Annotated in this window: 16 protein-coding genes, 1 pseudogene and 1 riboswitch; of the genes and pseudogenes, 6 read left to right on the forward strand and 11 right to left on the reverse strand. The window is 70.5% G+C overall.

From position 1 onward, the window contains the following. Positions 1–50 precede the first annotated feature (50 nt). The 5 genes and pseudogenes from ACSU1G_RS29160 to dnaK all read right to left on the reverse strand — a co-directional run bounded on the left by ACSU1G_RS29160 (position 51) and on the right by dnaK (position 5,365). Entirely contained in the window at positions 51–848 is a 798-nt protein-coding gene (locus ACSU1G_RS29160; RefSeq protein WP_439284240.1) for an alpha/beta hydrolase, read from the reverse strand. Between the two features lie 311 nt (positions 849–1,159). Beyond that, a pseudogene (locus ACSU1G_RS29165) lies at positions 1,160–1,576 on the reverse strand (heat shock protein transcriptional repressor HspR); the annotation flags it as partial. Beyond that, the gene (locus ACSU1G_RS29170) at positions 1,573–2,574 is read right to left on the reverse strand and encodes a DnaJ C-terminal domain-containing protein (RefSeq protein WP_439284241.1); all 1,002 of its coding nucleotides are present in this window, start codon (positions 2,572–2,574) and stop codon (positions 1,573–1,575) included. The pseudogene ACSU1G_RS29165 and the gene ACSU1G_RS29170, both read right to left, overlap by 4 nt. Before the next feature lie 62 nt (positions 2,575–2,636). Beyond that, positions 2,637–3,314 carry a nucleotide exchange factor GrpE gene (locus tag ACSU1G_RS29175; protein ID WP_439284370.1) on the reverse strand — a complete coding sequence of 226 codons (678 nt, stop codon included), beginning with the start codon at positions 3,312–3,314 and terminating at the stop codon, positions 2,637–2,639. Between the two features lie 164 nt (positions 3,315–3,478). After that, positions 3,479–5,365: a molecular chaperone DnaK gene (gene dnaK, locus ACSU1G_RS29180; RefSeq protein ID WP_439284243.1), complete on the reverse strand. Its 1,887-nt coding sequence runs from the start codon at positions 5,363–5,365 to the stop codon at positions 3,479–3,481. A gap of 380 nt (positions 5,366–5,745) precedes the next feature. Between dnaK and ACSU1G_RS29185 the strand changes: the two genes are divergently transcribed. After that, a complete protein-coding gene (locus tag ACSU1G_RS29185) occupies positions 5,746–6,276 on the forward strand; it encodes a Dps family protein (protein ID WP_439284245.1) in 531 nt (176 codons plus the stop codon). Positions 6,277–6,376: 100 nt separating this feature from the next. On the opposite strand, the gene ACSU1G_RS29190 is transcribed toward ACSU1G_RS29185, so the two are convergent. Further along, on the reverse strand, positions 6,377–8,890 hold the full coding sequence (locus tag ACSU1G_RS29190) for an MMPL family transporter (RefSeq protein ID WP_439284247.1): 2,514 nt from the start codon (positions 8,888–8,890) through the stop codon (positions 6,377–6,379). Between the two features lie 112 nt (positions 8,891–9,002). On the opposite strand from ACSU1G_RS29190, the gene ACSU1G_RS29195 reads away from it, so the two are divergent. Next, positions 9,003–9,515, forward strand: coding sequence for a MarR family winged helix-turn-helix transcriptional regulator (locus tag ACSU1G_RS29195; RefSeq protein ID WP_439284248.1), 513 nt, complete (start codon positions 9,003–9,005; stop codon positions 9,513–9,515). Beyond that, a complete protein-coding gene (locus ACSU1G_RS29200) occupies positions 9,512–11,701 on the forward strand; it encodes a chorismate-binding protein (protein WP_439284249.1) in 2,190 nt (729 codons plus the stop codon). Before ACSU1G_RS29195 ends, ACSU1G_RS29200 begins: the two co-directional genes overlap by 4 nt. A 43-nt stretch (positions 11,702–11,744) precedes the next feature. Here the strand turns inward: ACSU1G_RS29200 and cls are convergent, their stop codons facing one another. Together cls and ACSU1G_RS29210 are read right to left on the reverse strand one after the other, a co-directional pair. After that, a complete protein-coding gene (gene cls, locus ACSU1G_RS29205; protein ID WP_439284251.1) occupies positions 11,745–13,244 on the reverse strand; it encodes a cardiolipin synthase in 1,500 nt (499 codons plus the stop codon). 9 nt (positions 13,245–13,253) lie between these two features. Beyond that, the gene (locus tag ACSU1G_RS29210; protein WP_439284253.1) at positions 13,254–13,841 is read right to left on the reverse strand and encodes a TetR/AcrR family transcriptional regulator; all 588 of its coding nucleotides are present in this window, start codon (positions 13,839–13,841) and stop codon (positions 13,254–13,256) included. A 222-nt stretch (positions 13,842–14,063) separates the two neighbouring features. Here ACSU1G_RS29210 and ACSU1G_RS29215 point away from each other — a divergent pair, with 222 nt between their 5' ends. After that, the gene (locus ACSU1G_RS29215; RefSeq protein WP_439284255.1) at positions 14,064–16,748 is read left to right on the forward strand and encodes an MMPL family transporter; all 2,685 of its coding nucleotides are present in this window, start codon (positions 14,064–14,066) and stop codon (positions 16,746–16,748) included. Positions 16,749–16,804: 56 nt separating this feature from the next. Further along, on the forward strand, positions 16,805–18,004 hold the full coding sequence (locus tag ACSU1G_RS29220; protein ID WP_439284256.1) for an aminotransferase class IV: 1,200 nt from the start codon (positions 16,805–16,807) through the stop codon (positions 18,002–18,004). An 85-nt stretch (positions 18,005–18,089) separates the two neighbouring features. On the opposite strand, the gene ACSU1G_RS29225 is transcribed toward ACSU1G_RS29220, so the two are convergent. From ACSU1G_RS29225 to ACSU1G_RS29235, 3 genes are read right to left on the reverse strand one after another with little or no spacing between them, the layout of a single operon-like run. After that, complete coding sequence (locus ACSU1G_RS29225; protein ID WP_439284371.1) at positions 18,090–18,899, reverse strand: energy-coupling factor transporter transmembrane component T family protein; 810 nt, start codon at positions 18,897–18,899, stop codon at positions 18,090–18,092. 5 nt (positions 18,900–18,904) lie between these two features. After that, a complete protein-coding gene (locus ACSU1G_RS29230; RefSeq protein WP_439284258.1) occupies positions 18,905–20,563 on the reverse strand; it encodes an ABC transporter ATP-binding protein in 1,659 nt (552 codons plus the stop codon). A gap of 3 nt (positions 20,564–20,566) precedes the next feature. Further along, a complete protein-coding gene (locus ACSU1G_RS29235) occupies positions 20,567–21,208 on the reverse strand; it encodes an ECF transporter S component (protein ID WP_439284260.1) in 642 nt (213 codons plus the stop codon). A gap of 91 nt (positions 21,209–21,299) precedes the next feature. Next, a riboswitch (TPP riboswitch) is annotated at positions 21,300–21,405 on the reverse strand. 142 nt (positions 21,406–21,547) lie between these two features. Between ACSU1G_RS29235 and ACSU1G_RS29240 the strand changes: the two genes are divergently transcribed. Beyond that, entirely contained in the window at positions 21,548–21,829 is a 282-nt protein-coding gene (locus ACSU1G_RS29240; protein WP_439284262.1) for a DUF4235 domain-containing protein, read from the forward strand. Positions 21,830–21,832 lie beyond the last annotated feature (3 nt).

The following is a 21,832-nucleotide window of genomic DNA, read 5'->3' on the forward strand; positions in this document are numbered from 1 at the left end:
GGTCACTCTGTGCCCGGGGGGCTGTCGGGGTCGGGCGAGGCGTTCTGCGGTCAGTCGAGGGGCAGGCCCGCGGTGGCCCGGGCGATCCGGTAGAGCGAGGCCGTGCCGACATCCCGGTAACCGTGACCGCGGCCGAACAGGCCGGAGTCCGGCCGGTGGCGGGAGGTGTTGTGTCCGGCGGCACCGGCGAGGTTCCGGGCGGCATCCGCCCCGGTGTCCAACCGGGTCATGCGTGACCATGGACGGCGCCGGGACAGCCAGAGCCCGGCCCGGGACAGGTAGTCGGTCTCCGTGAGCGCGAAGTAGACCTGGTCCTCCCGCAACCCGAGCGCCTCGGGGTCCGCGGCCAGGTCGGCCGGCAGCCCGACGGCCCCGGACACCACGAGCACGTCGAGGGTCCGCGGTGGCCGGCGACGCTGGAGGATCTGCAGGGCCCGGGCGGCGACCACGGTCCCGTAGGAATGGGCTTCCACCGCGGTGTGCGGCCGCGGCCCGCCGATGCGGTCAGAGGATGCGAACCACCCCTCGAGGTGGCGGGCGAGCCGGGCCCCGCCGCGCAGGGCGTTCCGGCCCGTCAGGGCGCCCCACGGTCCCGGCGGATGGTATCCGAGCCAGGCCACCACGCAGGGTCGTTCCGCCCCGGCCTCACGCTGCGCCGCCCACAGCTGGCCCGCCTCCCGCACGGACCCCCACAGGGCCGTGTGCGCGAGGATGCCCATGCCGGAGACCTGCCAGGTCATCTGGGTGGCCGCTCCGGGCTCCCCCACGGCCACCACGGCGGAGGGCGGGACGAGGGCCGTCCCCAGGTCATAGCTGAGCAGCTGGCGTTCGGGGTAGGACCGGCTCATCGAGTCAGGTTTCAGGGCGTGGACGAGGCCGTCCAGGGCCGATCTCTGACGTGGCCCCAGCGCGGACCTTCCGCGCATGTCCGCCCGCAGCCGGTCCCGCAGAGTTTGGCGCTCCGCCACACCCCACGGGTCCCGGGCCGAGGCCCCGTTCATCCCTGGCGTTTCCGCGTCCGGGGTGGCTGGGGGGAACGGAGCGGGGGCGCCAGCTGCGCCCGGCCGGTACCGGTGGTGATCTCGAAGACGTCAGGAGCGGCCCCGAGGACCCCGGCCGGACGGCGCCAGCGCGCGGCCCGGCGGGCCCGCTCGATGGTGGCCTCCGTCTCCGCCCGGGAACGGGACCGCCGGGCGGACGTCTCCGAGCCGGCGTCGAAGGTGGTGGTCACGTCCCCGGCCGCGCCGGCGGTGAACACCCGCGGATACCGGGCGAAGGACTGGAAGGCCTGGATCTGGCCGGCGAGCTCGGCCACGGTGTTCTGGAGCTGCTCCACCTCGGACTGCAGGTCCACAATCCGGCGGATGCCCTCAAGGGACACGCTCTCGCGGCTGAGCTGCTGGATGGTGCGCAGCCGGTCCACATCCTGGCGTGAGTACCGGCGCTGACGTCCGCCTTGGCGCTGTGGCACCACCAGGCCGATCCGGTCGTACTGCCGCAGGGTCTGCGGATGCATGCCCGCGAGTTCGGCGGCCACCGAGATCACATAGACGGGCTCATCCCAGAAGGCGGTCACAGCCGGGCCTTGTCAGCCAGCCCCGCCCTCGGATGGTGTCCGGCCGAGGCTGCGGCAAAGGCCTCCACGGCAGCGCGGGCCTCCTCGGACAGGTTGGCGGGCACATCGACCTGTAGCTCCACCAGCAGGTCTCCGGTGGCCTTGGACGTCTTCACGCCCCGGCCCTTGACACGCAACACGCGCCCGGAGGACGAACCGGCCGGGACCTTGAGCCTCACGGAGCCGTCCACCGTGGGCACCTCGATCGTGGCGCCCAGGGCGGCCTCGTCAAAGGTGATGGGCACCTCGACCCGGAGGTTCAGCCCGTCACGGTGGAAGAACGGGTGGTCCTTGACGTGGACCGTCACCATGAGGTCGCCGGGGCCGGCGGACCCCGGGGATCCCTTGCCCCGGGAGCGGACCTTCTGCCCGTCCTTGATGCCGGCGGGGATGCGGACGTCGATGACCTCGCCATCCGCCGCCCGCAGGGAGATCGTGGTACCCCGGATGGCACCGGCGAAGGAGATCGACGTGGTGGCGGTACGGTCCGCGCCCTTGCTGGGCGCCCCGTAACCGCCGAAGCCGCCCCGGCCCCCGCCCTGGCCGCCGAAGCCGCCGAACAGGTCGGCGAACTCGGGCGGGAGGTCCCCCGCACCGGCGCCGCCCCCGCGGGACCTGCCACCGCCACCGCCGTTGAACAGGCCGCCGAACATGTCCTCGAAGCCTCCGGAACCGCCCGCACCGCCGCCGGAGCCGGACCCGGGCGCGGAGAACCGGGCCCCGGAGCCCATGGCCCGGATCGCGTCGTACTGCTGGCGTTCCTCGGGGTCGGAGAGCACGGAGTTCGCCTCGGTGACCTCCTTGAACCTCACCTCGGAGGCCTCATCACCGGGGTTCTGGTCCGGGTGGTACTTCCGGGCCAGCTTGCGGTAGGCCTTCTTGATGTCTGCTTCCGAGGCGTCCTTGGAGACACCGAGGGTGGCGTAGAAGTCCTTGTCCACCCAATCCTGCGAGGCCATGGTGCCTCCTTTCCTGTGGCGTTCGGGTACTCAGTCGACAGCGGGGAGTGAGCGGGGAGTGATCAGCCCTCCCCGGCGGAGACCATCACCTGAGCGGCTCTCAGCACGCGTTCGCCGCGCACGTAGCCGTTGCGGAAGACCTGGACGATGTGCTCCTCCGGAACCTCCTGGTGGGGCTGGCGGATCACCGCCTCGTGGTGCGTGGGGTCGAACGGCTGGCCCGCCAACGCCTCCTGGTCATGGCGCTGGAGGCCGAAGCCGGTGAGGACCGTGTCCAGCTTCGCGGCGATCGCGGCGAACGGGCCGTCCGTGAGGTCCCCGGCCGCCCGGGCCGCGTCCACGTCGTCCAGGACGGGCAGCAGTGCGGTCAGCACGGACTGGACGGCATTCTCCTTGGCCACGTCCCGGTCCCGTTCCACGCGACGCTTGTAGTTCACGAACTCGGCCTGGACGCGCAACAGGTCGTTGCGCAGTTCCTCCTCGCGGGCGGTCGCACCGGCCAGTTCCTCGTCCTGCGCACCGGTGACGCCCTCATCCGAGGCGTCGCCGGAGTCCACACCGGCCTCGTTGAGGATCTGCTCCGCCTGGGAGAGTGCATCACCCTCGGCAGTCCCACCACCGGTGGAGCCCTGTCCCGGCTGCTCGCGGACCTTGCCCGTCTCCGGGTCGATCCGGCGCTTGTCCTGGAAGCTCACAGGCTCCTCGCGCTCCTGCTCTTCGTCGTTACCGTGCTGCGACATATCCATCGTCCTTTCCTCCGGTGCCCCGAGGCCGGCCGACCCAGTGCCGCCTCGCGTGTGACACGTGAAGCGGAACGACAGGATCGACCGGCCCGGGTCCGGTGGCCTGCCGTGAAAACGGCGGGCCGGTGATTCAACTGGGGTGGGTGGTCAGGGACAGGCCCTTACTTGGACTCGCCGTCCTTCGGCTCCTCCTCGTCCACCACCTCGGCGTCCACGATGTCCTCGTCCTCGGCCGCGCCGGCGGCGCCCTCGGCGCCTTCAGCACCGGCAGCGCCGGCGTCAGCGGCCTGGGAGGCGTACAGGGCCTCACCGATCTTGGTCTGGGACGCCTGCAGCTTCTCGTAGGCGACCTTGACCTCGTCGTCGTTACCTTCCTCGCCCGGCTTCTCCAGGGCCTCCTTGAGGGCGTCGACGTCGGCCTGGACCTCGGTCTTGATGTCCTCTGGCAGCTTGTCCCCGTTGTCCTTGAGGAGCTTGTCCACGGAGTACGCGGTCTGCTCGGCCTGGTTGCGCTGCTCGGCGGCCTCGCGGCGCTTCTTGTCCTCGTCAGCGTGCGCCTCGGCGTCCTTGACCATGCGGTCGATGTCCTCGTTGGACAGCGAGGTGCCGCCCGTGATGGTCATGGACTGCTCGGTGCCGGTGCCCTTGTCCTTCGCGGAGACGTGGACGATCCCGTTGGCGTCGATGTCGAAGGTGACCTCGACCTGCGGCATGCCGCGCGGTGCCGGGGCGATCCCGGTCAGCTCGAAGGTGCCCAGCGGCTTGTTGTCCCGGGTGAACTCGCGCTCGCCCTGGAACACCTGGATGGACACGGAGGGCTGGTTGTCCTCGGCGGTGGTGAAGGTCTCGGACCGCTTGGTGGGGATGGCCGTGTTGCGCTCGATGAGCTTGGTCATCACACCACCCTTGGTCTCGATGCCCAGGGACAGCGGCGTGACGTCGATCAGCAGCACGTCCTTGCGCTCACCGGCCAGCACACCGGCCTGCAGGGCGGCGCCCACGGCCACGACCTCGTCCGGGTTCACGCCCTTGTTCGGCTCCTGGCCGCCGGTCATCTCGGTCACCAGCTCGGCGACCGCGGGCATCCGGGTGGAACCGCCCACGAGGACCACGTGGTCGATCTCTTTGACGGACACGCCGGCTTCCTTGATGACGTCCTCGAAGGGCTTGCGGGTGCGCTCCAGCAGGTCCGAGGTCAGGTCTTGGAACTTCGCGCGGGAGAGGTGCTCGTCCAGGTGCACCGGTCCGTCCGCCGTCACGGAGAGGTACTGCAGGGAGATGTTGGTGGAGGAGGCCGAGGAGAGTTCCTTCTTGGCCTGCTCGGCGGCTTCCTTCAGGCGCTGCAGGGCGATCTTGTCCTTGGACAGGTCGGCACCCTTGGACTTGGCCTGGGCCAGCAGCCAGTCGACGACCCGCTGGTCCCAGTCGTCGCCGCCGAGGCGGTTGTCACCGGCGGTGGAACGGACCTGGATGGTGGAGAAGTCGTCCTCGTCCTTGCCCACCTCGAGCAGGGAGACGTCGAAGGTGCCGCCACCGAGGTCGAAGACCAGGATGAGCTCGTCCTCCTTGCCCTTCTCCAGGCCGTAGGCCAGCGCGGCCGCGGTGGGCTCGTTGATGATGCGGGAGACCTTCAGGCCGGCGATCTCGCCGGCCTCCTTGGTGGCCTGGCGCTCGGCGTCGTTGAAGTAGGCCGGCACGGTGATGACCGCGTCCGTGACCTTCTCACCCAGGTAGTCCTCGGCGTCATGCTTGAGCTTCATCAGCGTGCGGGCGGAGATCTCCTGCGCGGTGTACTTCTTGCCGTCCACCTCGGTGGACCAGTCAGTGCCCATGTGGCGCTTGACGGAGGAGAGCGTGCGCTCCGGGTTGTTCACGGCCTGGCGCTTGGCGATCTCGCCGACCAGCACCTCGCCGGACTTGGAGAAGGCCACCACGGAGGGGGTGGTCCGGGATCCTTCGGCGTTGGCGATGACGACCGGGTCGCCACCCTCCAGAACGGATACGACGGAGTTGGTGGTACCGAGGTCAATTCCCACTGCACGGGACATGAGCTGTTCCTTCCTTCACGGACGATTGGTTCAGGCTGCAAGAGCCGGACGCTACGCGGTGGCCGGGTCGGCTACAGGAAATCCTGCGATCCGGTCACCTGAGCGTTCAAGACTCAAGGTTTCATGGCGGGGCATTCCCTGTCAATCTGCCTTGAGTCGACCCGACTCATGTTTGCATCACCCGTTACAACTCCGATGACTCTGAAATCATTCCCGGCCGGCCGGCGTCGCCCATTGTTTTGAGCTACTCAGAATAACTAAGGCAAGGCTAAGTTTCCTTGCGAGGAAACTAATGTGGTGGTTGGGTGGGACCATCAACACCGCGGCGCATGCGACACCCACCATTCCGCGCCGCAGGGACACCACACGAAGGAGTCACCATGGCAGCCAAAGACACCAAGGACACCACCGCGAAGTACACCGTTCCCGGCCTGGAGGTAGCGGACGGCCACCGCGTCGCCGAGATCCTGCAGATGCGCCTGCACGCCCTCAACGACCTGGCCCTGACCTTGAAGCACGCCCACTGGAACGTGGTCGGCCCCAACTTCATCGCCGTGCACGAGATGCTCGACCCGCAGGTGGACGTGGTCCGCGGCTTCGTGGACGAGACCGCCGAGCGCGTGGCCACCATGGGACTGTCCCCGAAGGGCACCCCGGGCGCCATCACCTCCGAGCGCACCTGGGAGGACTACTCCCTGGGCCGCGCCGACACCCTGACCCACATCTCCGCCCTGGACAAGGTCTACGACGGCGTCATAGCGGACCACCGCAACGCCATCGAGGAGGCCGGCAAGCTGGATCCGATGGCCGAGGACCTGCTCGTGGGACAGACCCGCGAGCTCGAGTTGTTCCAGTGGTTCCTGCGCTCGTTCCTGTCCAATGCCTCCGGTGAGCTCAAGCACAAGAACTGAGTCAGCAGGGGCTCCTCAAACAGCCGCCAAACCAATCGTGCCGGGTCACAGTGATGATCACTGTGACCCGGCACGATTGCTGTGTCACCGGATGCGAGGCCTACCGACCGGCACGGGACAGCTTCGACGGCCACCAGACCTTCGGGCCGATGTCATAGGTCAGTGCCGGCACCAGCAGCGAGCGCACCAGGAACGTGTCTAGCAGCACTCCAAAGGACACGATGAAGGCCAATTGCACCAGGAACATCAGCGGGATGACAGCCAGTGCGGCAAAGGTCGCCGCCAGCACGATTCCTGCGGAGGTAATGACGCCGCCGGTGACGGTCAGTGCCTTGAGCACGCCGGCGCGGGTGCCCTGAAGGACGGCCTCCTCCCGCGCCCGGGTCATCAGGAAGATCGTGTAGTCCACGCCGAGTGCCACGAGGAAGACGAATCCGAACAGCGGTACCGAGGGGTCGGCGCCCGGGAAGTTGAACACCCCGTTGAACACCAGCGCTGAGACGCCGATGGCGGTGCCGAAGCTGAGTACGGTAGCCAGCACCAGCAGCACGGGGGCGACGATCGAGCGCAGCAGCATCATCAGGATCACCAAGACCACGAGCAGCACGAGCGGAATGATGGTGCGCAGGTCCTGCTGGGCCGTGGTGTTGGTGTCCAGCGCGGTGGCGGAGGTGCCCCCCACCAGGATCTCCGAGTCCATCCCATGGAGGATCTCGCGCAGCTCGACAATGGTCTGCTCGGCCTCCTTGGAGTCTGCCGCGTCCTCGAGGGTCGCCTGAAGGTAGACGCGGCCGTCAACCTCCTGTGGCTCCAGGGTCGGGGTGTCGTCCGGGAGGCCCGACGGCGGTCCGCCGGCACCCTCGGGAGCCTCGCCGGAGCCATCGGTCGCTCCGGCCGGTGGGCCGGCCGCGTCCTCGGGGGCCCCGCCTTCCCCTGGCTGGCCGGCAGCGGCCTGCTCCTGCAGGGCTTCGACCGCCTCCGGGTCCGGGGTACCGGCCGGAGCGCCGCCCTCGGCGGTGAGGTAAGCGGAGCCGACGCCCGCACTGGCCTCGACGGCCTCGAGGACCTCGTCGGCGAGGTCTGCCGGGGCGATGACGGAGGCCGGGGAACCGGTACCGGCATCGAAGTGGTCCTCGAGGATGACTTGGCCGGCCTTGGCATCGGAATCCCCGAGGATGACATCGGTCTGGGACACGCCGCTGGCCTGCAGCTGGGTGGCCCCGATGGCCCCGGCGGCCAGGACGGCCGCGGTGATCAACCACACGGCGCGAGGCCTGCGCGCCACGAGTGAGCCGACCCGGCTCCACACGCCATGGTTCTCCTCGAGGCCTTTGATAGGGGCACCCGAGGCGTCCACCGGCTGCACGAAGGCCTTCTTCGTCTTGAGCTGGACACCGGCGCGCGGGATCGACGGCCAGAAGGCGACCCGCCCGGTCAGGGACAACACGGCAGGCAGGAAGGTCAGCGTGGCCGCCCAGGCCAGGACGATGCCGGCGGCCGCGATCGGGCCGAGCGAGCTGTTCGAGTTGAGGTCGGAGACGAGCAGGCAGAGCAGGGCGACGGCCACGGTGGCCGCCGAGGCGGTGATGGCCCCGAAGGATCCCCGCCAGGCGGACGTCAGGGCACCGAACGCCCGCGGCTGCTGCCGCAGCTCCTCTCGGTAGCGGGCCACCATCAGCAGAGAGTAGTCCGTGGCGGCGCCGATCACGAGGATGGACAGGATGCCCTGGGACTGGCCGTTGAGGCTGATCCAGTCCGCGCGGGCCATCCAGTAGATCGCGAGGACGGCCACGCTGAGCGCGGCCACCGAGTTCAGGAGCACGAGGACGGGCAACAGCAGGGAACGGTAGACCAGCAGCAGGATGAGGAAGACCACACCCAGGGCCACGGCCAGCAGTAGGCCATCGATGCCGGCGAAGGCACCGCCCAGATCCGCCGAGAGGCCGGCCGGACCGGCCACATGGATCTCGAGGCCGGAGAGAGCACCGCTGCCAGCGGCGGCGAGACTCTCAGAGGAATCCCCAGCGAGCGCCCTGAGCTCCTCGACCACGGTCTCGGACTCCGTGGTGGAGGTGTCGATGATGGCGATGAACTGCACCGCCTCACGGTCCTCCGAGATGGTCGGGCCCACGAGCCGGTCCACGCCCTCGGTGGAACCGATGTCCTCGCCGAAGGCAGCCAGGGCGTCCTCTTCAGCTCCCGCCTCCTCCGGCAGGGACTGGCCGTCCGGCAGGCCCGCGACGATCAGTGCGGGGATCTGGTCATCCCCGCTGAACTGGGCCACCCACTCCCCCGCCTGGGTCGACTCGGCAGAGGCAGGCAAGAAGGTGGACTGGTCATTGGTGGAGACCTCGCTGAGCTTGCCGAACGTCGGGCCTCCGATGCCGGTACCGGCCAGCCAGGCCAGCACCAGGACGGCGGCCACCGCGACCCGCACCCACACACTGCCTTCCTTCCGCGTGCGAGCGGAAGCGTCCGCAGTCGTGGAGTCAGCGATGGAACCGGTAGGGGAATCGGCCGAGTCGGAGTATGGGGAGGCCGTGGCGTCAGGACCGCCCGAGGGGCTCTCGGTGGGCTCAGGGGGCTCGGCACGGTGGCGAGGGGTCTGTGGCATGGTGCTTACGCTACAGTATTATCTCGATCGTCGAGATACTTCTCTCCGTCGTTATCTGCGGTGCGGACTGCTCAGTAGAATCAAGGACCACGAACTGGTTGAAGGAAGGTCCATGGCGTACCCGGCACAGGATTCCGCCGCAATCCACCAGCTGATCCAGTCGCTGAGGCGCTATGCCGAGGCCTCGGACCGCGCCGTGGACGCCGCCGGCCAGCGTAGCGGGCTGCACCGCACGGACCTGCGCGCCCTGACCATCCTCATGCAGCGCCAGGCCGCCGGACTGGACACGAGCCCCACCGATCTCGGCCGGCTGCTGCGCCTGACCTCCGCCTCCACCACGGCTCTCGTGGACCGCCTGGAGGCCAATGGGCACGCGCAGCGCAGCCCCTCTACCACGGATCGGCGGCGGGTCAGGGTCAACCACACGCAGACCGCCGCCGAGGACGGCCGCCGGGTCTTCGTCCCCATGGCCCGGCACCTGGCTTCTCACCTCGCTGGCTTCACCCCGGACGAGATGCAGTCCGCCATGCGGGTGCTGACGGCAGCCACCGATGCCCTGAACACCCTCGACGACCCCGCTGTGACCCCGGAAACCGCTCGCCCGGATTCGGCAGGCCCGGCATGAACACCACACCCACGCCCCTGATCCTCGCGATCGACGGACGTTCCGGCGCCGGCAAGACCTCCCTGGCCGCGGAGACCGCCGCCCTGCTGCGCCCCCATGTGAGCGTGGCCGTATTCCACCTCGACTCCGTGTACCCCGGATGGGACGGGCTCGCCGCCTCCTTCCCCCACTATGTCCGGGACGTCGTCACCCCGCTGTCCGCCGGCCGTCCCGCCCACTGGAGGTGGTGGGACTGGACCACCCACGCGCCGGGGTCCGCGGACACCACGGAACCGGCCGACGTCGTGATCCTGGAGGGCGTGGGCGCCGGGCACCGGCAGGCCCGGCCGCTCGTGGATGCCGTGGCCTGGGTGAGCATGGACGACACCGAGCGCAAACGGCGCGCCCTGGCCCGTGACGGCGAGACCTTCACCGAGCACTGGGACCGCTGGGCGGCGCAGGAGGAGCTATACCTCGCCAACGACGACGTGGCGGAGGCCGCCTGGTTGCACGTGGAGGGCCGCGCCTCGACACCCGGAGCCGCCGCCGACCTTGTGGAGGGACTGCGGTCACTGCCCGGATGGGACTCCGCCCTGGCTCTGGTCCCCGCGCCCGGCCCGGACCGCTGGGAGCGCCGCACCCTGTCCACGGCCGTAGACCCCCGGGGGCTCTTCGAGGCAGCGGGCGGGCCGACGGCGGACACCGCACTGCTGCTGGAGAGCTCGGACCGGGACGTCACCCCCGCCCCGGAACGCAGCCGCTACTCACTCATCGGCCTGGCCACGGCCTCCTCCTCGTTCGCCGAGCACCGCGCGGGCACCACCACCGTGCGCTCCGGCCACGTGACGGTGCGCCGCCCCGGCGGGTTCTTCCCGTGGCTGGCGACCGTCTGGCCCGGGCCCGCGGGGGCCGCGCCCGAGACCGGGAGTGGCCCGGCGGCCGGGAGCGGTCCGTTCCACCCCGGGTGGATGGGCTGGATCGGCTACGGCATCAAACGTGAGACCGGCTCACCGGACGGGGCGGCCACGCTGGCGGCACCGGCACCGGAACCCACCCCACCCGAGGCACTGCTGTTCCGTCCCGGACGCGGGGCCACGGTGGACCATGTGGACGGCACCACGGTGCTGTACTGGCCGGCCGACGACCCCGACGGCGCGGCCTGGGCAGACCGGGCCGTCCGCGGACTGCAGCCCCCTCCGGCTTCAGCATCCGGCCCGGCACCCGGTCCGGCACCGGAGTTCACCCTGCGGGACACCCGCGAGCAGTACCTGGCCGCCATCCGCGCGGCGCAGGACGAGATCTTCGAGGGCAACACCTACGAGGTTTGCCTGACCACGCACCTCCACGCCACGGTGGACACCTTCGAGGGCTGGTCCACCTATCGCCGCCTCGCGGCCGCCAACCGGGCCCCCTTCACCCTGTACCTGCGCGCGGTGGCGGGGGCCGGCGTCGGGCACCGGGGCGGGGCCGGTGCCACGGTCGAGGCCGACGGCTCAGTGAGACCTCTGGAGATCCTCTCCACGAGCCCCGAGCGCTTCCTCGCGGTTTCCTCCGTGGCCGGCGGCAGCTGGCTGGTGACCGAGCCGATCAAGGGGACCCGGCCGCGCGGGGCCACTCCGGCCCAGGACCAGGCCCTGGCGGCGGAGCTGGCGGCCTCCCTCAAGGACCGGGCCGAGAACATCATGATCACGGACCTGGCCCGCAACGACCTCTCCCGCTTCGCGCGGCCCGGGTCCCTGGCCACCACGCGAGTGTGCGCCATCGAGTCCTACCCGACCGTGCACCAGATGGTCTCCACCGTCACGGCGCAGCTGGAGCCCGGGGTGCCGCGGGCAGACGCGCTGGCCGCCGCCTTTCCGCCCGGTTCCATGACGGGGGCGCCGAAGATCTCCACCATGGACCTGTTGGAACGGCTCGAGACGGGCCCCCGCGGGATCTACTCGGGCGTGGCCGGCTACCTCTCCGCCGACGGCGCCGCGGACCTGAACGTGCTGATCCGCACGCTCGTGGCCGTGCCGGTCCCGGGGGCGGAACCCCACGGACCGGGCACGACGGCGGCCGGCCCCGCCCCGCAGGCCACCCACCTCTCGCTCGGTGTGGGTGGGGCGATCACCGCGGACTCCGTGCCGGCGGAGGAGTGGGACGAGGTGCGCACCAAGGCGCACGGGGTGCTGCGCGTGCTCGGCTCGGTGTTCCCGGAGGTCTGAGGGCCGAGGCCTGAGGCCCGGAGCCTGACACCTACTGTGAGATCTACTGCAGGGCGGAGGTCAGGCGGAAGACGTTGTCCACCCAGCGGTGGATCCGCGGGCGGGACTCCCACTGCTCCAGGGTCAGCTCCTCGGACACCTCCCGGTACTGCTCGATCACCGGTTGGAGCGCCTCCACCATCTCGGAGCCCACCGTGAGCACGGAGACCTCCATGTTCAGTGAGAAGGAGCGCATGTCCATGTTGGAGGAGCCGAAGACCGCCACGTCGTTGTCGATGGTGAACAGCTTGGAATGCAGCACGTTGGGGTCCGGGTAGCGGTGGATGCGGATACCGGACTTCAGCAGGGCCTCGTAGTAGGACTGCTGGGCGTGGTGGACCATGAACTGGTCCGCCTTGCGGCACACGAACAGCTCCACCTCCACGCCGCGCTGGGCGGCCGTGGTCAGGGCGTAGAGCATGGAGTCGTCCGGGACCAGATACGGCGAGACCACTACGAGACGTTCCCGGGCCGAGTAGAACAGGTGGTTGAACAGGCGCAGGTTGTTCTCGGTGGAGAACCCCGGACCGGAGGGGACCACCTGGGCGATGCTGCCGTCGTCGATCTCGTACTCCGAGGGGTCCGGCTCCCGGAACTTGCCCTCCAGCTCGTCGCCGGTCTCCGCATACCAGTCGGTGACGAACACGATGTCCAGCGAGGACACCACGGGGCCGGTGACCCGGGCCATCAGGTCCACCCATTCGCGGCCCATCCGGCGGGAGGTGGCCCGCCGGTAACCCGGCTCGATGAGGTTCTGCGAACCGGTGAAACCGACCAGGCCGTCCACCACCAGGATCTTGCGGTGGTTGCGCAGATCCGGGCGCTGGTACTTGCCGCGCAACGGCAGCACCGGCATGGCCAAGTGGTATTCCAGGCCGGCCGCATCCAGTCGGCGCCGCAGCCGGCGGTACCCCTTCACCCGCATGGAGCCGATGTGGTCGAACAGGATCCGCACCGTCACGCCCCGGGCGTGGGCCCGCTCCAGGGCGGCCAGCACCACGGAGGAATAGCCCTGACGGTCCTCGGGGTCGTCCGCGAGGATGTAGAAGATCATGTGCACGTAGTCCGTGGCCCGGTCGATCTCCTGGGCCATCTTCGCCATGGATACGCGGTAGTCGGTGATGAACTCGAAGCCGTTGCCGTCCAGCATCGGAAAGCTCGTCAGGTTCCGGGTCAACCGCGCCGCCGAGACCACGTACCGCGGTGCCATGCCGGCGTCATTGGGCAGGCGCAGGTGGGCGGTGGCCTGACCCAGCGCCTCGTTGACCGCCTTCTGCCGGGAGCGGCGCTGCCCGCCGAGCCGGAAGGTGCCCAGCAGCAGGAACAGCACGAGGCCGGGCAACGGCAGGAAGAAGATCACGAGCAGCCAGGCCATCGCCACGGCCGGACGCCGCCCGCCGGGGACGATGCCCAGCAACAGCACACGGATGCCGACATCGACGATCCAGAAGGTCACGGTCAGCCAGACGGGGTAGGAGCCGAACTCGGCAACGGGCCAGAGCATGGCCCCAGCCTACGGTGAGCGCGGGACCACCAGGTCCACCAGCTGATCCACCCACTCGACCGTCAGCGGCCGGGCGAACATCACGCGCAGCAGCAACGAGGCCCCCACGGTCTCGGCGAGGAAGTGCGGCGGCGCGGACAGCCCGGCCGGATGGGTGGTCTCGTGCGCGTCGAACCTCGTGTCCAGTCCGTCCATGATCGGCTGGATCAGGGTCTCGTGGATGGCCGCGGAGGTCTCGCCGGCCGAGGTCAGGGCGGACATGATGGCCTGCACCAGTCGGGACACCTCCGGGGCCTCGATCTCCCCCTTGAGCCCGAGCAGCCAGCCGCGCAGGTCGCCCCGGAGGTCTCCGGTGTCCGCGGGCGCCGTCAGCGGCATCTGCAGGTATCCCTCAGCCAGGGCCTCCACCACCACGCCGGCCTTGGAGCCCCACCAGCGGTAGATGGTCTGTTTGCCGACCCCCGCGGAGGCGGCGATGCCCTCGATCGTGAGGTCCTCGTAACCGGAGTCCACCATCAGCCCGGCGGTGGCCTCCAGCACGGCCACGCGTGACTTCTCGCTGCGCGGTCGGCCGCGGTGTCCCATGCTCACAGACATTCCCCCTCTTCTCCGGATGCCTCCGGATGTCTCCAGATCACATGTTCCGTCCCCGACGGCGCGGTCCATTCCACACCTTTCATTTCAATACGAGACGTTACGTCTACTATAGTGTTCCGCGGGCTGCAGCTATCCCTGCAGGCCTCTCAGCACGCCGTCCCCAGACGCCCCTGCTGTCCCGCTGTCCCCGCTGTCCCGCTGTCCCGCAAGGAGAAATGCCGCATGGCCGAACTGCTCTACCGACTCGGATTCGGATCCTCGAGACGACCCTGGACCGTGATCGGATCCTGGCTGGTGGTGCTGGCCCTGTCCGTCGGCGGGTTCCTGGCCTTCGGCGGGACACTGACCAACTCGATCACCATCCCCGGAACCCCCACCAGCCAGGTCACCGACCGGCTGCAGGAGGAGTTCCCGGAGGCGGCCAACGGCGCCGGCACCGTGGTGTTCCGCACGGACGGCGGCACCGAGCTGACCGCAGACCAGCAGGGGCAGATCTCCGAGCTGCTGACCACGGTGGAGGGCATCGACGGGGTCGACTCCATCCTCGACCCCTTCGCCACCGAGGAGCAGAAGGCCTCCGGCCAGCGGGACCTCGAGGACGGCAGGGCCGAGCTGGAGGATGGCCGTCAGCAGCTTCAGGACGGTCAAGCCCAGCTGGACGAGGCCCGCGCCCAGGCCGCGGACGCCCAGGCCGAGCTGGACTCCGGCGCCGAACAGCTCGACGCCGGCCAGGCCCAGTTGGACGAGGCCCGCGCCCAGGCGGAGGCGGCCGGCTCACCGGCCGCGATGATGGCCCAGCTGCAGCAGCAGCAGGCCGGACTGGACGCCCAGCGTCAGCAGCTCGAGGCCGGCCAGACCCAGCTCGACGAGGGCGAGGCGGAGATCGAGGCCAACCAGGCCACCCTGGACTCCTCCGCCGCCGAGCTGCAGGACGGCGAGACCGAGCTGACCCAGGGCGAACAGCTGCTGGCCCTGACCGAGACCTACTCCACCGTGTCCGGGGACGGCACCACCGCCATCGGCTCCATCACGTTCACGGCCCCCATGATGGAGATCGACCAGGCCGTGAAGGACGAGGTCGTCTCGACCCTGACGGAGGCGGAGATCGACGGCGTCGAGGTCCTGCCCGCCAACGACCTGTCCCAGGCCATCCCCTCGGTCGTCGGCCCCGCTGAGGTCATCGGCCTCGCGATCGCCGCGATCGTGCTGTTCATCATGCTCGGCACCTTCGTGGCCGCCGGCCTGCCGATCCTCACCGCGCTGATCGGTGTGGGCATCGGGGCCGCCGGTGCCCTGGCCTTCTCCGGCGTCATCGACATGCTCTCCGTGACCCCCGTGCTCGGGCTCATGCTCGGCCTGGCCGTGGGCATCGACTACGCCCTGTTCATCATCAACCGCCACCGCCGCCAGCTGAAGGACGGCGTGGCCCTGCACGAGTCCATCGGGCTGGCCACGGGCACCTCCGGCAACGCCGTGGTGTTCGCCGGGCTGACGGTGGTCATCGCCCTGGCCGCCCTGAACGTCACCGGCATCCCGTTCCTGGGCCTGATGGGCACCGTGGGCGCCGTCTGCGTGGCCCTGGCCGTGCTGATCGCCATCACCATGCTGCCGGCCCTGTTGGGCCTGGCCGGGTACCGGGTGCTCTCGAAGAAGGAGCGCGCCGCCGCCGACGCCCTGGTGGCGGCGACCACCAGAACGGACAGCACCGGCAAGCACGCCGCCTCCCCCCAGGAAGTGAAGGCCGCGATCCCGGCGGCCCGCCAGGTGCCGAAGCCGATGTCCAACCTGCGGGCGGTGCTCACCTCCGCGGTCTCCATCGCCGTGCTGGCCGTCATCGCCATCCCCTTCTTCTCCATGCGTCTCGGACTGCCGGACGGCGCCTCCGAACCCGTGGAGTCCGCCAGCTACCAGGCGTACCAGGCCATCGGCGAGTCCTTCGGCGAGGGCCGCAACGGGCCGCTGGTGGTGACGGCCGACCTGCCCGAGGGGCTCAACGACTCCGAGGTCACGGGCGAGCAGATCGCCGTGGCCCAGCAGCTGGCGGAGATGGACCACGTGGTCTCCGCGGTCCCGGCCGCCGTCTCCGGGGACCAGGGCATGGCCATGTTCCAGGTGATCCCCGCCGAGGGCCCGAACGCGGTCTCCACCGAGGAACTGGTGCACACCTTGCGGGACACCGAACCGACCTCAGAGTCCTCGGACCTCGCGGTGGCCGGCAGCACCAGCGGGTTCGTGGACGTGGCCGAGAAGCTCGCCGCCGCCCTGCCGCTGTACCTGGGCGTCGTCGTCGGGCTGTCCCTGATCATCATGATCGTGGTGTTCCGCTCGCTGCTGGTGCCGCTCGTGGCCACCGGCGGCTTCATCCTCTCCGCGTTCGCCTCGATGGGCGGCGTGGTGGCCATCTACCAGTGGGGCTGGCTGGCGCCGATCTTCCAGGTCCACAACCCGGCGCCGATCCTGGCGTTCCTGCCGACGATCCTGGTGGGTGTGCTGTTCGGGCTGGCGATGGACTACCAGCTGTTCGTCTCCTCCGGTATGCGCGAGGCCTACGCCCACGGCTCACCGGCCAAGACGGCCGTCCAGCAGGGCCTGCACGCCGGCCGGTCCGTGGTGATCGCCGCGGCCATCATCATGATCAGCGTGTTCGGCGGCTTCGTGTTCTCGGAGTCCGCCATGATCCAGCCGATCGGCTTCGGCCTGGCGTTCGGCGTGCTGGTGGACGCGTTCATCGTGCGCCTGCTGCTGGTGCCGTCCCTGATGCACCTGTTCGGCGACGGCGCCTGGTGGCTGCCGAAGTGGCTGGACCGGATCCTGCCGAACGTGGACGTGGAGGGTTCCTCCCTGGAGCGCAGCCACGGCTACTCGGATCCCGAGCTGGCCGCCGCCCGCGAGCCTGCCGAGGTGTGAGGGCACGGCGGGGCGCACCCTTCGGCACGCCCCGCCGTCCTGCGTAGTCTGGGACCATGTCCGCCACGCCTGTCTCACCCTCCTCCCCCTCCTCCGGTTCCTTCGTCCCGGGCCCCGGGGGGTCCGTCGTCGTCTTCCTGGAGCCCGACGCCGGCCCGGCCCGTACCGCTGCGGGTGCCGGTTCCGGCGCCGGTTCAGGTCCAGGTCCCGGTCCAGGTCCCGGTGTGGGCCTGCGGGTCGCCGATCCACGTCTGCCGGCGCTGCTCGTGACCGACCAGGGGGCGACCCGGGGCGACGGGGTGTTCGAGACGATGACGGCGGTGGCCTCCGGCTCCGGCTCCCGCTCCGGCGCGGCGTACCGGGTCCGCAAGGAGGATTCACATCTGGAGCGCCTGGCCTCCTCCGCCGCGGCCCTGGAGATCCCCCTCCCCCCGGCAGACGCGTGGCGTCGCGCGGCGGCAGCAGGGCTGGAATCGTTCGCGCAGGGCATGCCGGGCGCGGATGCCGTGGTCAAGCTGGTCGCCACCCGCGGCCCCGAGGGGGCGCCCGGGGGCGGGCACTACGTGCGGGGCGCGGCCGACGTAGGCTCCGACGGAGAACTGGCCGAGGCCCCGGAACCGGGCCGGCCGGCACCGGCGCAGCTCACCGGGACCTACTGGGTACTGGTCTCCCCCGTCTCCGCGGGGATGTCCTCGGCGCGGGAACGGGGGCTGAAGGTCCTGCTGCTGGACCGGGGCTTCGACTCCGGGGCTGCCGAGCGGGCCCCGTGGCTGCTGATGGGCACCAAGTCGCTGAGCTACGCCGTGAACATGGCCGCCCTGCGCTTCGCCGCCTCCCAGGGGGCCGATGACGTGATCTTCACCTCCTCGGACGGCAAGGTGCTGGAGGGGCCCACCTCGACCGTGCTGATGGCCCGTCGCGTCCCGCAGGCGGACGGGACCCAAGGCGTGGAGCTCTCCACGCCGCTGCGCAGCTCCGGCATCCTGGCCGGCACCTCCCAGGGCACCATCTTCGCCGCCGCCGCGCAGGCCGGGTGGGCGCTGGGCTACGGTCCGCTGGAGCCGTCGGACCTGTTCGACGCCGATGCCGTGTGGCTGGTGTCCTCCGTGCGCCTGGTGGCACCCGTGACGCATCTGGACGGCGAGGAGCTGCCCCAGGACGCAGAGCTGACCGAGCAGCTCAGTGCCTTCCTGGCCGAGGACATCGCCCCGGGTGACCACGGGCCGAACGGGGCGGGCCCGGCCCCCATCAGTTGATGGCTTCGGTGGGGGTGTGGCGGCCCACACCCCCACCAGATCCCGCAACTGATGTTCGGGGGTGAGGCCCAGACGCGTTCTGGGCTCAGGTCCACACCAGGTTGAAGGTGCCGCTCGCCAGCGCCAGTCCCAGCGCCAGTGCGGCGAGCGCGAAGCCGCCCAGCATCACCCAGACGTCGATCCGGGCGAAGCTCGAGTCCCGGGCCCAGGTGCGCTCCCCGGCGCCGAAACCGCGGGCCTCCATGGTGACCGCGAGTTTCGTGGCGCGGCGGATGGCCTGCACCATGAGGCCGAACACCTGTCCCAGCCAGGAGCCGAGCCGCCCGAACGGGTTGCCGCCGGCCCCGACGCCGCGCGCCCGGCGGGCCTGGCCCAGAGTCCGCCATTCCTCCGTCAGCACGCCCAGCAGGCGGAAGGCGGCCAGGGAGCCGAGCACGAACCGGGCGGAGAGTCGCAACTTCTGGGACAGGGCGTCCGCCAGGTCGGTGGGATCGGTGGTGATGAAGACCATCACCCCGGGCAGGGCCACGGCAAGGATACGCAGGCCCGTGGCCAGCCCGGCGAGCACCGAACCCTCCGAGAGGGTCACGGGCCCGGCCGCCAGCAGCACGGCACCGGAGTCCTCCCCCACCAGCGCGGTGCCCCACGCCGAGACCAGGGCCGCGGCCAGTAGCACCCAGGCGCGGCGGAGGAACTCGCCCACACGGATCCCGGACGCCGGCAGCAGGGCGAGGGCGGCGGCCAGCACGATTCCCGAGGAGACCCAGTCCATGGTGGCCACGAGCACCGCGGTCACCGGCAGCAGCGCCACGAGCTTGGCCAGCGGGTTGGCCCGGTCGAACGCGGACACCGCGACCGGCCGGGACGGCGCCACCGTCACGCTGGGCACGCGCAGCCCGGTCACGCCGCGGCCTCCAGGGTGAGCGTGCGGGCCCCAAGCGCGGCGGCGAAGTCCCTGTCGTGCGTCACGGCGATGACCGAGCGGCCCTCGTCCACGATCCCGCGCAACAGGCCCACGAGCACGGCCCACGTGGCGGCGTCCTGGCCGAAGGTCGGCTCGTCGAGGAACACCACCTGGGGCCCGGCGGCCAACACAGTGGCCACGGACAGCCGCCGCTTCTCCCCACCCGAGAGCGTGAACGGGTTGACCTCGGCCAGCGCGGTGAGCCGCAGTGCACTCAGCAGGGCCTCCGCCCGGTTCGCGGCCTCCTCGTCCGAGAAGAGTCGCCGCCCGGTCCGGGGATCGCGGGCGTGGCGCGGACCGAACAGCAGCTCGTCCCGCACCGTGGTGGCCACGAACTGGTGCTCGGGTTCCTGGAACACGGTGCCGATCCGGCTCACCAGATCGGCGGCCTTCCACCGGTACGGATCCTCGGGCAACTGCTCCCCCCGCTCGCCCTTCAGCTCCGGCCCGGCGGTGAGCGTGCCGGCGTGTGCGGGGATCAGCCCGGCCAGGGTCAGCAGCAGGGTGGACTTGCCGGAGCCGTTGGCCCCGGTCACGACGACGGCCTCACCGGCTTCCAGCGTCAGGTCCAGCTCCTGCTGGACCGGCTCGGGCGCGGGCCCGAAGCGGCGGCGCCACCCGGGCCGCACCGGTTCCCGGGAGACGGCCAGGCCTCTCGCGCTCAGCAGTCGGTGCGCCGGCAGCGCACCGGGACCAGCCGGCGTCGTGCCCTCCTGCCATGCCTCCCGCCCGCCTGGCAGCGGGAGGTCGATGGGTGACCTGGAATCGGGCGTTTCCCGGCGTGTCGGGTCATCCATCGACCTCCAGCTGCTCGGGGCGGGGGTGGGAACGTGGCCGGGGACCCAGAGGCCGGCGGCGACCAGCTCATCCCGCACCGAGCCGGGTCCCGCGGACAGCAGCTCGGCCGGGGTGCCGTCATGGCTGATGCCGCCACCCGGTTCGAGCACGAGCAGGCGGTCCACGTGCTCGGCCCAGACCGCGAGCCGGTGCTCCACCACCACCAGGGTGGCGCCGGTGCGTTCGACCACGGCGAGCACGGCGTCGCGGACCTCCAGGACGCCGGCCGGGTCCAGGTTGGCCGTGGGCTCATCGAGCAGGATCACGGGCGGCCGCATGGCCAGGAGCCCGGCCAGGGCCAGCCGCTGCTTCTGCCCGCCGGACAGCTTGGAGGTGTCCCGCCACAGCGCGATCCCCTGCTCTTCACCGAGCCCCACCGCGGCCAGCGCGTCCTGGACCCGGGCCCAGATCTGTTCCCGCGGGACCTGCAGGTTCTCGGCGCCGAAGGCGGCGTCATCGCCCACCCGGGACAGGATGACCTGCGTCTCCGGATCCTGCTGCACCAGGCCGGCGTGGCCGCGCAGCTCCCGAGAGGGGACCCCATCCACCAGCAGCCGGCCGGTCTCCTCCGACTCGTCGGCCGGATCCAGCACCCCGGCCAGGGCGTACAGCAGGGTGGACTTGCCGGCCCCGGAAGGGCCGGCCAGCAGCACCTTCTGCCCGGCGGGAACCGTCAGGTCGAGACCGGCGACGGCGGCCCCGGACCGGCCGGCGTGACGCCAGCCCCAGCCCGCGGCCTCCAGGAGGGCTCCAGGCACGGATCAGACCACCGGCTCCTGGTGCGCCCGGCGGGACGGCAGGGCGGACAGTGCCCCGGTGGCGGCGAGCCCGCGGGTGGCCAGCCAGGACAGCAGCCCGGCGATCACCACGCCGGACACCGCCACGAAGACCACGTAGAGGTACTTCCACTCCAGCGTGTAGTCCGGGAACCAGTTGAAGATGAAGGCGTCGTTGATACCACCGAAGATCCCGGTCACCAGCCCGGCCAACAGGGCCACGGGCAGCGTGAAGCGGCGGTACAGGAACAGCAGCAGCACCAGCTCCGCGCCCAGGCCCTGGATCAGCCCCGAGGCCAGCACGGTGAGTCCGAACTGGGAGCCGAGCAGCCCCGAGACCGTGGCGGCCACGAGCTCCGTGAACAGCGCGGCGCCGGGGCGGCGGATGATGAGTCCGCCCAAGACGGCCGGGAAAAGCCACATCCCCGCCAGGAGGGCGGAGGAGGGCGGGAAGGCCGCGAAGGCGGGGCTCAGCCCGGCATAGGCCAGGTTCCAGGCCCAGAAGATGACGCCGCAGGCCACCGCGATGACGGCTGCCACCACGATGTCCACCACCCGCCAGGAGCGGCGCGGCTGGTGGGAGTTCTTGACGTCTGATGCGGTTGATTCGGTCTGTACAGGGACCATGGTTGTCCTCCTCAAGGATCCAAGGAGGGGGATGAAACGGCACTCCGCCAGGACCCGGTAGCCGGGTCTCGGTGGACGGTGTTCTGACGTTTCATCAGAGAACTCGACTTCCTTCGCCGGTGTTAGCCGGAGCAGGTTCGAGGGTCTGCGCGTCCGCGCACTCTCAGCACCGGTGCGGTGCTCCCCTGTCGTTCACAGTGTCCGGCCATCATAGTCCACCCGGATGCTGGGGTGCGTGGGTGTAAGTGCGGGGCCACAAATACGGGCGCGGCGGTGGGCCCCGAGCCGTTAGGCTGACACCGACCACCGACATCGTCCTGGAGTACTGGAGGAACCGACGTGAACAACCTCATGGAAAAGCTCATCGCTACCGGCATCACCATCGGCGGAGGAATCGTCGGCGCCAAACTCGTGGAGTTCGGCTGGAAGGCGGTCACCGGCAACGACGCCCCGAAGGACCTCGACGACACCGAGGAGCACCTTCTCAGCGCCATCTCCTTCGCAGTGATCTCGGCCGGCATCTCGGCCATCATCCGGGTGACCTCCAAGCGCGGCGCCAACTCGGCCGTCAAGCGTCTGCAGGCCCGCTCGGCGTCCAGGGCCGGACACGGCGAGGTCTGAGGC

The organism is Microbacterium sp. A93 (genome assembly GCF_051842835.1).

Bases quoted from the DNA above. Each gene is read 5' to 3' on its own strand.
- dnaK (WP_439284243.1), bottom strand. From the start codon at position 5,365: ATGTCCCGTGCAGTGGGAATTGACCTCGGTACCACCAACTCCGTCGTA.
- cls (WP_439284251.1), bottom strand. From the start codon at position 13,244: ATGCTCTGGCCCGTTGCCGAGTTCGGCTCCTACCCCGTCTGGCTGACC.
- ACSU1G_RS29210 (WP_439284253.1), bottom strand. From the start codon at position 13,841: ATGTCTGTGAGCATGGGACACCGCGGCCGACCGCGCAGCGAGAAGTCA.
- ACSU1G_RS29235 (WP_439284260.1), bottom strand. From the start codon at position 21,208: ATGGTCCCTGTACAGACCGAATCAACCGCATCAGACGTCAAGAACTCC.
- ACSU1G_RS29200 (WP_439284249.1), top strand. From the start codon at position 9,512: ATGAACACCACACCCACGCCCCTGATCCTCGCGATCGACGGACGTTCC.
- ACSU1G_RS29190 (WP_439284247.1), bottom strand. From the start codon at position 8,890: ATGCCACAGACCCCTCGCCACCGTGCCGAGCCCCCTGAGCCCACCGAG.
- ACSU1G_RS29195 (WP_439284248.1), top strand. From the start codon at position 9,003: ATGGCGTACCCGGCACAGGATTCCGCCGCAATCCACCAGCTGATCCAG.
- ACSU1G_RS29220 (WP_439284256.1), top strand. From the start codon at position 16,805: ATGTCCGCCACGCCTGTCTCACCCTCCTCCCCCTCCTCCGGTTCCTTC.
- ACSU1G_RS29160 (WP_439284240.1), bottom strand. From the start codon at position 848: ATGAGCCGGTCCTACCCCGAACGCCAGCTGCTCAGCTATGACCTGGGG.
- ACSU1G_RS29185 (WP_439284245.1), top strand. From the start codon at position 5,746: ATGGCAGCCAAAGACACCAAGGACACCACCGCGAAGTACACCGTTCCC.
- ACSU1G_RS29215 (WP_439284255.1), top strand. From the start codon at position 14,064: ATGGCCGAACTGCTCTACCGACTCGGATTCGGATCCTCGAGACGACCC.
- ACSU1G_RS29170 (WP_439284241.1), bottom strand. From the start codon at position 2,574: ATGGCCTCGCAGGATTGGGTGGACAAGGACTTCTACGCCACCCTCGGT.
- ACSU1G_RS29175 (WP_439284370.1), bottom strand. From the start codon at position 3,314: ATGTCGCAGCACGGTAACGACGAAGAGCAGGAGCGCGAGGAGCCTGTG.